The following is a 12,937-nucleotide window of genomic DNA, read 5'->3' as shown; positions in this document are numbered from 1 at the left end:
GCCTCGGCCCGCCCGGCCGCCCTGGCCAGATCGTCGGGGGCGGACGACCGCGGCCGCTCACCCGCGGGGAGCTCCTGCTGCATGCGCGCCGCCACGACCTCGCGCTGCTGCGGGGTGAGCCGCGCGAACGCCTCGCGGTGGAGCTGCTCGATGCGCTGAGGATCGGCCGTCTGCATCAGGTAGTCGTACCGGGCGATCGCGGCACGATCCTGCGGGGAGAGCGCGGATCCGCCGTGGTGCGGTGCGGGCGGCGACGCGAAGGCCCCCGCGGGTCGTGTCCGGTCCTGGTCGCGACGGGCGGTCGCGTCGTGCGCGGGCGGCGGCGCGTACGGGTCGCCCGGTCGTGCGGCGGACGGCGAGGCGTCGCGGGTGCCGCGCACCTGGTCGACCGCACCGCGGATCATTCCGCCCCAATCGGTGGACTCCCGCCCCGTGTCCCCGGGCCGCCGCGAGGATGTCGCGCCGCCCGTGTCGAGCGCGTCGGAGGCGAGGCGGATGAGTCGGGAGAGCTTTCCCATGGTGATCCCTTCGTGGGGCGGGCCACCGGGAGGGTCGACGTCCAGCATCGGCAGGGGTCTCCGGGCAGCCCGCGAACGGGTGCCAAGGTCTCCTCCGCCCGGAAGGGCCAGCGGGCCGGGACACGATGTCATGTCCGTAGTGACGACGACGCTGCAGACGGGAGTACTCCCCTTGCACTTCGAAACCCTAGCGGGCAGGGCTATGGATCCTCTCCACTGCCCGCTCAGCCGAGATCGTCGAGCACCTCGAGCACGTCGTCGCGGATGGCGAGGAACGCCGCATGCACCTCGGTGCGCCCGCCGTCCTCCGAGAGCGCCGCGACCGTGCGTCCCAGCGCCCCGAGGGGGAGCGTCCCGGCGGACTCCCGAGCGCTCAGCTCCCCGAAGCCCTCCGGAGGCGACCCCGCGCGCGCCGCGAGCAGGAGCTGATCGCACAGCACCGAGGCCGCGCCCAGGAGCGACGCCGCGGCACGCAGATCGCTGCGGGCGACCTCGGTGCACAGCAGGCGGTCGCGGATGATGCGGGTGAGCCGCCGCGAGTGCGGAGCGGGGATCGCCCGCCTCGACCGGATGCGCCAGCGATCATCTCCGTCCAGGGGCGCCTCGTATGACACCGGCTCGCCGTCGCTCACATGGATCGCCGGGATCTGCATCGGTGTGGGAAGCGGATCCCCTGCCCACCACGCCGCCGGTGCCTCCGCCGTCGGAAGGAACGCTGTCGCGCGCTCTGCTCGCGCCGCCCCCGCGCCATCCGGGCGGAGGTCGGCGACCTGCACGAGGCTGGGGTTGCTGGCGAAGTGGGACAGGCCGCGGGATCGGATGACTCGGAACAGCGCTTCCCCATCGTCGACGGGAGCGCTGTCGTCGGCGGCGGCGAGCTCGGCGGCGACCGCGACCGGCAGAACGGTGGCGACGACGGACGCCGTCTTCCCCGGCGGGGCGACCCACGGCCGCCCGGCGAAGGCAGCGATCCGCACCGCGTGCGACGCGTAGGTGTCCCACCCCGAGAAGAAGCTCAGCACCGCGGCGGGCTGACGCCTCACCGCGTCGCGGACTTGAGCGAGAAGCGCCGGATGCGCGTCCACGTCACCCGAGAGCACGAGATGATGAGTCGCCCGGCGGCTCCACGGCTGCCAGACGGGACGCGGGGAACCGCGACGCGCCGACGGTTCGATCCCGTCGGAGACGATCTGGACGGGAGCGCTGCGGAGCTCGTGCGCCAGGGCGACCGCCCGGTTCTCGAGCCCCGGCAGGGCGCGGATCGAGACGCTGAGCGTCGGCATCGAACCCCCACTCCGCGTCGCCACCTGGTCTCCTCGCATCGCGCACGATCCACACGGCCGCCCACACGGCCTTGTCCACGCTCCCGGAAAGCGTACAATCTGACATGTTACGTGGCCAACTCTTGCGGCGTCTCCACCCTCATACGTCCGGCCCGGAACGAGAACGGCCCCGCACGCATTCGCGTACGGGGCCGTTCGGTGTCGTCGTCACTTGACGGGCGCGGTCTCCGCTGTCGCCGAAGCCTTCGCGGCGGGCTTCTTCGCCGCCGCCTTCTTCGGAGCGGGCTTCACATCGGCCGGGGTCTCCGCGGCGGGAGCCCCCTTCGCGGCCGGAGCCGACTTCGCCGGAGCAGCCGCCGGGGCCGCGTCGGCCGGTGCCGCCGGACGCGGACGCGCCGCGAACTCCTCGAACACGTAGCGCGGGTTCTGCACGGTCTCGAGGTTGACCAGGTCGCGGCCGAGCCACAGGTTGTTCCACCAGCCCCACAGCACGCGCCACTTGCGCTCCCACGTCGGCATCGCGAGTCCGTGGTACCCGCGGTGCGCGACCCAGGCGATGAAGCCCTTGAGGGCGATCTTGCCGGACTGGAAGACGCCGTTGTACAGGCCGAGACCGGCCACGGCCCCGAGGTTCTTGTGGAAGTACTCCTTGGGCGCCTCGCCACGGAGCACCGCCACCAGGTTCTTCGCGAGGAGCTTGGCCTGACGCACCGCGTGCTGCGCGTTCGGCACGCAGAATCCGCCGACGCCACCACCCGACAGGTCGGGCACGGCCGAGACGTCACCGGCAGCCCAGGCGCCCTCGACGAAGGCCTCCGGGGTGCCAACGCGCAGGTCGGCGCGGGTCTGGATGCGACCGCGCTCCTCGATCGGCAGGTCGCCGCCGCGCACGACGGTCGGGTTGGCCATGACGCCCGCGGTCCAGACGATCACGTCGGTCGGGATGACCTCGCCCGTCGAGAGCTCGACGTTGCCGTCGATCGCACCCGTGACCTGCGTGTCGAGGTGCACGTTGGCGCCGCGCTTCGCGAGGTCCTTGAGCACCCACTCGCTGGTCTTGAGCGACACCTCGGGCATGATCCGCCCCATCGCCTCGATCAGGTGGAAGTGCGTGTCCTCGAAGTGGATCTGCGGGTACTTGCTCACGAGCGACGAGGCCAGCGAGCGCAGCTCGGCGAACACCTCGATGCCGGCGAAGCCACCACCCACGACGACCACGGTCAGCAGACGGTCGCGCTCGGGACCGGCGGGAAGCGAGGCGGCCTTGTCGAAGTTCGACATGACCTTGTCGCGGATCGCCACGGCCTCTTCGATGGTCTTGAGACCGATCGCGTTGTCGGCGATGCCCGGGATCGGGAACGTGCGCGAGACGGCACCCGCGGTGACCACGATCTGGTCGTACGCGAACTCGTACGGCTCGCCGACGGGCGGCGTGATCGTCACGGTCTTCTGCGCGTGGTTGATGTTGGTCACCTTGGCGGTGAGCACGTGCGTGCGCTTGAGGTGGCGGCGGTGGGCGACCACCGAGTGACGTGCCTCGATCGAACCGGCGGCGACCTCGGGAAGGAACGGCTGGTACGTCATGTACGGCAGCGGGTCCACCATGGTCACGTCGGCCTCACCCTTGCGCAGGTGCTTCTCGAGCTTCCACGCGGTGTAGAAACCTGCGTAGCCCCCGCCGACGATCAGGATCTTGGGCACAGTGCTGTTCTGAGGCACAGAAGAACTACTCCTCGGAGTCGGGATTGTGGCGTACGGGAACGCGCGCCGATCGGATGCGCCGGGCAGCTGCGGTGACGCCAAGCGCTATCAGGATACCAGGCACCGTGAGTGCGACGAGCGGCAGGGTACCGTAGCGCAGTGATTCGGCGCTGGGAAGCAGCGGTGAGCCGGCCTCGCTCGGTTGATCCGCATCGGGAAGCGGAGGCACGGCGACCGGGGTCAGCTCGGGCTGCGGCGCCGGTTCGCTCTCGGCTCGGCGGAACAGCCGGATCCACTCCGCCAGGTCGCCCATCGGGTTCGTGTCGACCGAGGGAAGGGTGGCCGAGATCGCCGCGGCAGCATCGACCAGCCCGTAGCCGTAGAGCGGATCGCGGGGCTTCTGCGCATCGGGTACGGGTATCGCCGTCTTGATGATGCGGTTGATCACGTCGTTCGCGGAGATGTCGGGATGTGCCGACCGGATGAGCGCGGCGATCCCCGCCACGATCGGTGCCGCACCGCTCGTGCCGTTCCACTTGACGACTTCCCCGTCGGCCGAGACACCGAGCAGGCCCTCACTGGGCGCCGAGATCCCGATCGTGATGCCCTGCGTCGATGCCTCGATGCTCGCGGTCCCCGTCTGATCGACACCGCCCACCGTGAGCACACCGGGGATCGTGGCGGGAGCGCCGATGATGTTCGTGCCGCTCCCCCGGTTGCCCGCCGCGACCACCACGACCACGTCGTGCTCGAACGCGTAGAGGAACGCGTCGTCCCAGCTCTCGTCCCAGTCCAGGGTGTTGGTGGTGAACGAGAGGTTGATGATGTCGGCCCCGTTGTCCACCGCCCACCGCATCGCTTTCGCCACCTGCTCCGTGAAGGGCACGGCGGCCGCCGCGCCGAAGCCCACGGACACCGACAGCAGCTTGGCCTCCGGGGCGACGCCGATCATGCCGGTGCCGTCGGGGGCGCCGCGACCGGCGGCGAGGGACGCCACCCAGGACCCGTGGTTGCCGTCGATCGCGCCCAGCGGCGTCCGTCCATCCGGCGTCCCCGTGCCGGAGACGTCCGTGCCGCCGACGACCGCGTCGCCGAACGTCTGCGGGACCTTGCCGATGCCTGTGTCGATCACCGCGATGGTCGTCCCCTCGCCGCGCGTCGTCTGCCACGCCTCGCGGATCCGCGCGCCGTCGAGCCAGTACTCCGCCGCGCGCACCGGGTCGGCGGGGTCGTCCGGGATCGGCGGCGGCGTCGCCGCCGTCGCGCTCGACCCCAGCAGCAGCACCGTCGTCGCCACCGCGGCGGCGGCGACCACGCTGCGCAGCATCCGCCGTCCGGTCATGCCGAGCGCGCCGCCTCGCGCACAGCCGCACCGGGGTCCTCGCAGCGGCAGACCTCGGGCGACCAGGACGAGCGCTCGAGCGCCGCGTCGCCGATCGGGTTCACACCGGGGCCGGCCGCGAGGGCGTGCCCGGCGAGAGCGTGCAGGCACTTGACGCGGGTGGGCATGCCGCCCGCCGAGATGCCGTCGATCTCCGGAACCTCACCGAACTGCGCGCGATCGGCCAGGTACGCGTCGTGCGCCGCGCGATACGCCTCGGCGACCTCCGCATCGTCGTCCAGCAGAGCGGCGAGCTCCGGCATCACATGCGTGGCCTCGAGCGTCGACATGGCCGCGGTCGCCGCGGGATGGGTCAGGTAGTAGAACGTGGGGAACGGCGTTCCGTCCGGAAGCCGCGGCGTGGTGGCGACCACCGTCGGGTTGCCGCACCGGCACCGCGCCGCGATCCCGACCACTCCCCGCGCGGGGCGGCCGAGCTGCGCGGACACGACGGCGAGTTCGGCGGGCGTGGGGGCGGGGAACGGGGGCGTCGTCACCACACCAGCGTAGGGGAGGCTCCAGGGAGGATGCTCGGAGCGGAAGCTCAGCGGGTGACGGCCACGGTGTCGCTGAGGCCGGCGGACACGAGCGTGCGCAGCAGCTGCGGCATCCAGTCCGCGGGGCGCTCCTCCAGGGTGTCGCTCACCGGTTCCTGCTCCCGCGGCAGCGCCGACGGATCGAGGTCGTTGTCGATCAGGTACACGACCTCGCCGGGCTTGACGTAATACAGGCGCTCGCGCGCCTGGGTCGTGATGTAGGCGGGATCGTCCCACCGATCGCGCTCGGCGGAGAGCGCGGCGATCTCGGCCTCGCTGACCTGCACCGAGGCCTCCAGCGCCGCGATCTTCTGCCGCTGGTCGATGAACGTCCCGAGCGTGGGGACCAGCACCCAGGCGCCGAGCACCACGAGCGACAGCATGATCGCAGAGAACGCGGACAGTCGGATCCCCGACGCCCACTCCCGCACGTCCACCCGCGGCGCGGCGCCCTCCGCGCTCCGTGGCGCTCGACGCCCCGGCTTCGCGGACGGTGCCGGCCGTGCGGTCTTGGCCGTCGCGGGGCGCGCAGACGCGTTCGGCGACGACGAAGGAGGAGCCGGTCGTCGTGCCACGGCTCCTCCTCCGTCATGCCGCCTCGGCGGCGTCGTCCTGCCGCGGCTCACGCGGCTCTGTCACTGTGTGTGCGCTCAGGCCCGGTAGCGCGGGAACGCGGAGCGGCCGGCGAAGACCGCGGCGTCGCCGAGCTCCTCCTCGATGCGCAGCAGCTGGTTGTACTTCGCGACGCGCTCGCTGCGCGCCGGGGCACCCGCCTTGATCTGACCCGCGTTCGTGGCGACCACGAGGTCGGCGATCGTGGTGTCCTCCGTCTCGCCCGAGCGGTGCGACAGCATGGCCGTGTAGCCGGAGCGCTGCGCCAGGCTGACCGCGTCGAACGTCTCGGTGAGCGTGCCGATCTGGTTGACCTTCACCAGCAGCGAGTTGGCCACGCCGCGGGCGATGCCGTCGGCGAGACGCTGCGGGTTGGTGACGAACAGGTCGTCGCCGACCAGCTGCACCTTCGAGCCGAGCGCCTCGGTGAGGTGCTTCCAGTTGTCCCAGTCGTCTTCGGCGAGCGCGTCTTCGATGGTGACGATCGGGAAGTCGTTCACCAGGCCGACGTAGTACTCGGTCAGCGCCGCGGCGTCCCAGTCCTTGTTGTCGAGGCGGTACACGCCGTCGTTGAAGAACTCGGTGGCGGCGACGTCGAGGCCCAGCGCGATGTCGGTGCCCGGGGTGAACCCGGCCTTCTCGATGGCCTTGACCAGGAAATCGAGGCCCTCGCGGTTGCTGGGCAGGTCGGGGGCGAAGCCGCCCTCGTCGCCGAGGCCCGTGGCGTAGCCGGCGGCCTTCAGCTCGGCACGCAGCACGTGGTAGGTCTCGACGCCCCAGCGCAGCGCTTCGGAGTAGGTCTCGGCGCCGATCGGAGCGAGGAAGAACTCCTGCATGTCGATGCCGTTGTCGGCGTGCTCGCCGCCGTTGATCACGTTGAACAGCGGCACGGGCAGCACGTGCGCGTTGGGGCCGCCCAGGTAGCGGAACAGCGGGAGGTCTGCGGAGTCGGCGGCGGCCTTCGCAACCGCAAGGCTGACGCCGAGGATGGCGTTCGCGCCGACGCGCTTCTTGTTCTCGGTGCCGTCGACCTCGATCAGGATCTCGTCGACGATGCGCTGCTCGCTCGCCTCCACGCCCTCGAGCGCCGGGCCGAGCTCGTCGATCACGGCCTCGACGGCCTTGCGCACGCCCTTGCCCCCGTAGCGGCTCTTGTCGCCGTCGCGCAGCTCGTACGCCTCGAAGGCGCCGGTCGACGCACCGGACGGCACGGCCGCACGCTGCACGATGCCGTCGTCGAGGAGCACCTCCACCTCGACGGTCGGGTTTCCGCGCGAGTCGAGAATCTCGCGTGCGCCTACAGCCTCGATCAGTGCCACTGATGTGCTCCTTGCTCAGGGAAAAGGTTGTGTGGAGCGTCGTCGATCCGCGCCCCAGTCTAGCCCCGGGCTCGGACGGCGCCGGGGTGACAGGCGGCGCCGGGTGGATGCCGCGCGCGGGCCGGGTCAGACCACGAGGGCCAGTGCGACGCCGTCCCAGCCCTTCAGCCCCACGGTCTGCAGCGCGGTCGCATCGAACCGCGGGTCCTCCCCCAGCATCCGCAGGCCCTCCCTGGTGCCGATGACCTTCGGATCGGTCGAGTCGTCGCGCACGATCTCACCGTCGCGGCCGATGTTGTCGAGCACGACCACGGTGCCGGGATGACCGAGCCGCGCGGCCCAGTCCAGGTACACGGTGTTGGACTCCTTGTCGGCGTCGATGAACACCAGGTCGAACCCGCCCACCAGCGTCGGGAGCACGTCGGCGCCGCGGCCGATGCGGATGTCCACCCGTTCGCCGACACCGGCCGCATCGAGGCTCGCCCTGGCCACCGCGGCGTTGTCCGCCTCGGCCTCGACCGTCACGACCCGTCCCTCCTCCCCCACGGCGCGTGCGAGCCAGATCGTGGAGTAGCCGCCGAGCGTGCCGATCTCCAGCACCCGCCGCGCCCCGCTCAACCGCACCAGCAGGTTCAGCAGCTTGCCCGCCAGGGGCGCGACCTCGATCTCGGGCAGCCCCGCGGCCCGTTGGGCGGCGAGCGCCGCGTCGAGCGCGGGATCGGGCTCCAAGAGCTGCTCGGCGAGGAAGGTGTCGGCGTCGGCCCAGGCGGCGGGGGTGGAGTCCATGCGCTCAGCCAACCCCCGGCGCACGCGGCGCGTCAAGCGTCGCCGCCGCTGCTCCGGCTCGCCGCGGCGCGAGCGGCGGCTGCACCCGGAACTGCCCGGTCAGCAGCAGCACGAGGATCACCACCGCCGCGACCAGCCAGGCCGCGACACCCAGCGGTCCCGCCAGCGCGAGGTCGGGCTGTGTCGCGGCGAACAGCACCACCATCCCGGCTGCGGCGTTCAGCGAACCGTGCGCGACGACCGCCGGCCACACCGACCCGGAGCGCAGGCGCAGCCAGCCGAACAGCACACCCCACGCGACGCACCCGCCGACCATGAACAGCACGCCGGTGACGTCGGTGCGACCGAAGTTGTAGCCGAGCAGGATCACCGGACTGTGCCAGAGACCCCAGATGACACCGCTGAGCAGCAGCGCCGGCCAGGTGCCCAGCGGACGCAGGGCGGGCAGCAGCCACCCGCGCCACCCCAGTTCCTCACCGAACGCGAACCCCGCGTTGACCAGCGCGCCGAGCGGGATCATCGCGAGCTGCGCGAACACCACGACCTCGACCGGCGGCATCGGCGTGCCGGCGGGGAGCGCCCGTGCCAGCTCGGCCGCGAACGCCCCGGACGTCGGGTCGAGCCGCACCCAGCCGAGGGCGGCGGAGACCAGGATGCCGAGCCCCACCAGCAGCGGGGGGATCAGCCACGCCGCGACCAGGAGCCACACGACGCGCTTCGCCGGGCGCAGCGGCCAGAGCCCCAGGAAGCGCAGGCGCGCACCCGGCCTGGGCACCCGCATCACGAACACCACGAGCACCGTCGCGAGGGCGGGCGTCAGCATCATGGCCGGCAGCAGGAGCGTCGAGATCGGCTCGGCGAGCCCCGCACCCAGCCAGAGCGGCAGGGCGACCAGCCAGGCGAGCCCGCAGGCTGTCGCGATGAACACGATCACCGCGGCCCACGGCACGCGCGTCACGGCTCCCTCCGCGTCGCGTGTCGTGTCGTCGACGGTCATCGTCCGCTCCTCTCGGTCGCCCCGTCGGACCCTCCCCCGTGGTCCGTCCGCGCGGCGGCCCGATCGACGTAGGCCTGCAGCAGTGCCGCGGCCTCCTCCGCCCCGTCGATCGTCACGATGAACGGTCCGTGGTCGCGGCGCGCCACCTCGATCGCGGAGCCCTGTCGCATCACGATGCCGCTGCGGCCGTCCGGCGAGAAGCGCCACCCCCATCCGCCGAACTCCCCGAACGGCGAGACGGTCACGGCTCGCGCGGACACGATGCGGTCGACCGGGATGCGCTGACGCGGCCAGCCGAGCGGAGCCTGCGCCGTGAGGCCCTCGGGTGTCACACGCACCCGGAACGACGCCGTCGCGGCCACGGCGAACGCCACCACCACGGTCACCAGGACCGCGATCCACGCCCCGGTGATGCCGCCCGCGAGCATCCACACCGCCAGCGCGATCAGCCCGAGGAGGACGACCAGAAGGAAGGCCAGGGCCCCGCGGGGCATGGTCGTGGTGCCCACCCAGACCACCCGTTCCCCGTCGGCCACCCGCACGACGTGCCGCGGCTCGAGCGTGCGCCCGGGCTCGGGCCTCACCCTGGGCTGAATGAGCCAGGCGACACCTCCGGTGACGAGGAGAGCGGCGAACGCGAGCGCCGTCACGACGCCGATGCCCGGGACCTCGGCGGTCGACGCGAGGTCGCGCTGGATCCACAGCGACCCGAGGCTCAGCACCGCCGCGAACCCGGACATGCCGGCCGCGAGCGCACCCATCAGCCGGGCGGCTCCGCCCCAGTGCGCAGCCACCGCGGCGAGCGTGGTCGCGGCCATCAGGAGCGGGAGGCCGAGCCCGACGCCGAGGAGCAGCCAGAGGTAGACGATCGGGGCACCGAAGCGGTCGGCGCCGTCGAGACCCCAGTGCACCGCGACGGTGCCGGGGAGCGAGGGCAGCCAGGACAGCAGCACCGCGGCGGCGATGGCCGTGATGACCACGGGTGCGGCGACCGCGACCAGGACGAAGAGGAGGCGCGCCCGCCGCAGCAGCGCGGGCGGCGTGCGGGTGAGGTCGTGGGTCGTCATGGCGAATCCTCCTCTGTGGTGCGCGGTGTGGTGCGCGGTGTGGTCCGCTGTGCGGCGCGGGCGCTCCGGTCGTCGACGGGAGCGCGGTGGGTGCGGACGATGCCGGCGAGCGTCTCGGCGGAGACCCCCACCGCGGCGGCACGACGGACGAGTCCGTCGATCTCGTGCGCGAGCTCGACCAGCGGGGCCGCAGAGGCCGCGATCACCGCGCCCCTGCCGCGCCGGAGGTCGACGAGACCCTCGTCGCGCAGCCGCTGGTAGGCGTGCAGCACCGTGTGCTGGTTGATGTCGAGCGCGCTCGCGACGTCGCGCGCCGCGGGCAGCCGGTCGCCCGGGGTGAGCGCGCCCGCCAGGATGTCGGCCCGGATGGACGCGGCGACCTGGTCGTACAGCGCGTGCGGACTGTCGACGTCGACGCGGATCAGCATGGCGACCTCCTATCGCTACTTATTCTATGTCAACTAGAACAACTGTGCCAACCCTCCAGACGTCTTCGCCGGTCGCCGCCGCATCCTCCACACTGACCTCATGCGCATCACCCCCCGCCGCCTCGCGGTCGGCATGAGCCTGTGGATCCCGAACCTGTTCAGCGGCATCCGCGTGCGCCGGTTCAGCGAGGACTGGACCCACGCGACCGTCGAGCTGCACGTCAACGTCTTCACCCGCAACTACGTCAAGACGGCGTTCGGCGGCTCCATGTCGGCCATGACCGACCCGTACTTCTTCATGCTCGTGATGCACCAGCTCGGGCGCGACTACGTGGTGTGGGACACCCGCGGCGAGATCGAGTTCCTCAAGCCGGGACGCGGCGTGCTCACGGCCGAGTTCTCGGTGCCGCGGGAGAAGGCGGAGGAGCTGCGGCAGCGCGCCCACGGCGGCGGCAAGGTGCTCGAGTGGTTCGAGACCGTGATCACCGACCGCGACGGCGACACCGTGGCGAGCGTGCGGCGCCAGGTGTACATCCGCGAGAAGAAGCGCGTCACCGCCGCCCGCCGCTGACGCGACACCGGCCGTTCACCGGCACGTGGGACGATGGCCGCGTGCCCCTCGCCCGACGCCTGACCCTCGCCGACGCCGTCGCGATCGGCCTCGGCTCGATGATCGGCGCCGGCGTGTTCGCCGTGTGGGCCCCGGCCATCGGCGTCGCGGGCAGCGGCATCCTGATCGCCCTCGCGATCGCCGCCGTCGTGGCCTACTGCAACGCCACCGCGTCGGCACAGCTCGCCGCCGTCCACCCGGTCGCGGGCGGCACGTACGCCTACGCGCGCGCCGAGATCGGCCCGTGGTGGGGCTTCGTCGCCGGCTGGAGCTTCGTGATCGGTAAGATCGCGAGCTGCGCGGCCATGGCGATGACGTTCGCCGCCTACGCCGTCCCGCCCGCCTGGCAGACGCCGGTCGCGGTGCTCGCCGTCGCGGCGCTCGCGGTCGTCAACTGCTTCGGCGTCACCCGCACCGCGCTGCTGACCCGGATCCTCGTCGCCTGCTCCCTGCTCGGGCTCGCGGTCGTGGTGATCCTCGGGCTCGGCGCCGCTCCCACCTCGACCCCCGTCCCGCTGCCCGACGCGACCGCGTACGGCGTGCTCCAGGGAGCCGGGCTGCTGTTCTTCGCATTCGCCGGCTACGCCCGGATCGCGACGATGGGCGAGGAGGTCACCGACCCCGTGCGCACGATCCCCCGCGCGATCGCCCTGGCCCTCGGCGGCGCCGTAGTCGTCTATGCGCTGGTCGGCCTCACCGTGGTGCTGGTGCTCGGCGCCGAGGTGCAGGGCGCGACCGCGCCGCTGGCAGACGTGCTCGTCGCCGCCGGCTGGTCGTGGGCGACGCCCCTGGTGCGGATCGCCGCGGCGGCCGCGTCCCTCGGGGCACTCCTGGCGCTGCTCACCGGCATCGGACGCACGGTGCTCGCGATGGCCAGGGAGGGCGACCTGCCGCGGTTCCTGTCCCGCATCGACGCCCGGCATCAGGTGCCCCAGCGCGCGGAACTCGTGCTCGCGGCGCTCGTGATCGCGCTGGTGCTGACGGCCGACCTGCGCACCGCGATCGGCTTCTCCTCGTTCGGGGTGCTGCTCTACTACCTGATCGCCAATGCCGCGGCCTTCCGTCAGCGCGGCGCCGCCCGACGGTCGCCGCGCGCGCTCCAGGTGGTCGGCGCGCTCGGCTGCCTGGTGCTCGTGAACACGCTGCCCGTGGCGGCGTCTCTCATCGGAACGGCCGTGGTCGTCGCCGGGGTGGCCTATCGACTCGTGCGGCTGCGGCTCGAACGGCGCGCCGATCACTCCCGCAGCGCGGAACGGTAGCCCCGCGGAGCGATGCCCAGCACGGCCCGGAAGTCCCGGGTCAGGTGCGCGTGGTCGGCGTACCCGAGCTCGGCCGCGAGCGACGCCAGGTCGACCGCGGGCTCATCGCGCACGCGCTGCGCGGCCTCCTGCAACCGTCGGCGACGGATCATGGCCGCGGGCGACAGCCCCACGTGCCGTCGGGTGAGGCGCTGCAGGGTGCGCACCGACACCGCCAGGCGCGTCGCGGCCTCCTCGTGGGTCAGCGCCGCCCCGTCGCCGAACAGGGCGTCGAACACGGCGTTCGCACCTCGGGCATCGCCGTCGTCCGCCGGCGCGTTCGCCACGAGCCAGCGGGAGAACGCCGCGACCGCGCGCTCCCGGTGCCCCTCCCCCGTCGACATCGCCGCCGACACCCCGTCGTGCAGCTCCGGTGCCGCGACCGCGCGGGCGGTGTCGAC

Annotated in this window: 13 protein-coding genes and 1 pseudogene; 2 read left to right on the top strand and 12 right to left on the bottom strand. The window is 72.5% G+C overall.

The genetic code is table 11. The features are described from left to right. The 11 genes and pseudogenes from DW299_RS06355 to DW299_RS06305 all read right to left on the bottom strand — a co-directional run. Positions 1 to 518, bottom strand: a pseudogene (locus DW299_RS06355) (cation-transporting ATPase); the annotation flags it as partial. Positions 519 to 742: 224 nt separating this feature from the next. Next, the gene (locus DW299_RS06350) at positions 743 to 1,825 is read right to left on the bottom strand and encodes a hypothetical protein (protein WP_136036078.1); all 1,083 of its coding nucleotides are present in this window, start codon (positions 1,823 to 1,825) and stop codon (positions 743 to 745) included. Positions 1,826 to 2,008: 183 nt separating this feature from the next. Continuing rightward, positions 2,009 to 3,502, bottom strand: a complete 1,494-nt coding sequence (locus DW299_RS06345) for an NAD(P)/FAD-dependent oxidoreductase (protein WP_136036077.1) — start codon at positions 3,500 to 3,502, stop codon at positions 2,009 to 2,011. A 25-nt stretch (positions 3,503 to 3,527) separates the two neighbouring features. Beyond that, entirely contained in the window at positions 3,528 to 4,844 is a 1,317-nt protein-coding gene (locus tag DW299_RS06340; RefSeq protein ID WP_136033435.1) for a S8 family serine peptidase, read from the bottom strand. Then, on the bottom strand, positions 4,841 to 5,380 hold the full coding sequence (locus tag DW299_RS06335) for a DUF501 domain-containing protein (protein ID WP_136033433.1): 540 nt from the start codon (positions 5,378 to 5,380) through the stop codon (positions 4,841 to 4,843). Before DW299_RS06335 ends, DW299_RS06340 begins: the two co-directional genes overlap by 4 nt. Positions 5,381 to 5,427: 47 nt before the next feature. After that, complete coding sequence (locus DW299_RS06330; protein WP_136033527.1) at positions 5,428 to 5,802, bottom strand: FtsB family cell division protein; 375 nt, start codon at positions 5,800 to 5,802, stop codon at positions 5,428 to 5,430. A gap of 267 nt (positions 5,803 to 6,069) precedes the next feature. Then, positions 6,070 to 7,350, bottom strand: a complete 1,281-nt coding sequence (eno, locus tag DW299_RS06325; RefSeq protein WP_136033431.1) for a phosphopyruvate hydratase — start codon at positions 7,348 to 7,350, stop codon at positions 6,070 to 6,072. Between the two features lie 126 nt (positions 7,351 to 7,476). Beyond that, a complete protein-coding gene (locus DW299_RS06320) occupies positions 7,477 to 8,136 on the bottom strand; it encodes an O-methyltransferase (RefSeq protein ID WP_136033428.1) in 660 nt (219 codons plus the stop codon). A 4-nt stretch (positions 8,137 to 8,140) separates the two neighbouring features. Next, positions 8,141 to 9,133, bottom strand: coding sequence for a CPBP family intramembrane glutamic endopeptidase (locus DW299_RS06315; protein ID WP_136036076.1), 993 nt, complete (start codon positions 9,131 to 9,133; stop codon positions 8,141 to 8,143). After that, entirely contained in the window at positions 9,130 to 10,200 is a 1,071-nt protein-coding gene (locus tag DW299_RS06310; RefSeq protein ID WP_205814339.1) for a DUF1648 domain-containing protein, read from the bottom strand. Before DW299_RS06310 ends, DW299_RS06315 begins: the two co-directional genes overlap by 4 nt. Then, the gene (locus DW299_RS06305; protein ID WP_136036075.1) at positions 10,197 to 10,628 is read right to left on the bottom strand and encodes a GntR family transcriptional regulator; all 432 of its coding nucleotides are present in this window, start codon (positions 10,626 to 10,628) and stop codon (positions 10,197 to 10,199) included. The genes DW299_RS06310 and DW299_RS06305 overlap by 4 nt, the downstream gene beginning before the upstream one ends. Before the next feature lie 100 nt (positions 10,629 to 10,728). Here DW299_RS06305 and DW299_RS06300 point away from each other — a divergent pair, with 100 nt between their 5' ends. After that, positions 10,729 to 11,199, top strand: coding sequence for a PaaI family thioesterase (locus DW299_RS06300; RefSeq protein ID WP_136033419.1), 471 nt, complete (start codon positions 10,729 to 10,731; stop codon positions 11,197 to 11,199). Between the two features lie 41 nt (positions 11,200 to 11,240). After that, on the top strand, positions 11,241 to 12,497 hold the full coding sequence (locus tag DW299_RS06295) for an APC family permease (RefSeq protein ID WP_136036074.1): 1,257 nt from the start codon (positions 11,241 to 11,243) through the stop codon (positions 12,495 to 12,497). Here the strand turns inward: DW299_RS06295 and DW299_RS06290 are convergent. After that, the coding region (locus DW299_RS06290) for a helix-turn-helix domain-containing protein (protein ID WP_136036073.1) at positions 12,473 to 12,937 on the bottom strand (465 nt) is incomplete at its 5' end. The genes DW299_RS06295 and DW299_RS06290 overlap by 25 nt on opposite strands.

Source organism: Microbacterium sp. K35, from assembly GCF_004794375.1.
Lineage (GTDB): Bacteria > Actinomycetota > Actinomycetes > Actinomycetales > Microbacteriaceae > Microbacterium > Microbacterium sufflavum.
This window is presented reverse-complemented; position numbering and strand designations above follow the sequence as displayed.

Bases quoted from the DNA above. Each gene is read 5' to 3' on its own strand.
- DW299_RS06305 (WP_136036075.1), bottom strand. From the start codon at position 10,628: ATGCTGATCCGCGTCGACGTCGACAGTCCGCACGCGCTGTACGACCAG.
- DW299_RS06310 (WP_205814339.1), bottom strand. From the start codon at position 10,200: ATGACGACCCACGACCTCACCCGCACGCCGCCCGCGCTGCTGCGGCGG.
- DW299_RS06340 (WP_136033435.1), bottom strand. From the start codon at position 4,844: ATGACCGGACGGCGGATGCTGCGCAGCGTGGTCGCCGCCGCCGCGGTG.
- DW299_RS06300 (WP_136033419.1), top strand. From the start codon at position 10,729: ATGCGCATCACCCCCCGCCGCCTCGCGGTCGGCATGAGCCTGTGGATC.
- DW299_RS06315 (WP_136036076.1), bottom strand. From the start codon at position 9,133: ATGACCGTCGACGACACGACACGCGACGCGGAGGGAGCCGTGACGCGC.
- DW299_RS06320 (WP_136033428.1), bottom strand. From the start codon at position 8,136: ATGGACTCCACCCCCGCCGCCTGGGCCGACGCCGACACCTTCCTCGCC.
- DW299_RS06330 (WP_136033527.1), bottom strand. From the start codon at position 5,802: ATGCTGTCGCTCGTGGTGCTCGGCGCCTGGGTGCTGGTCCCCACGCTC.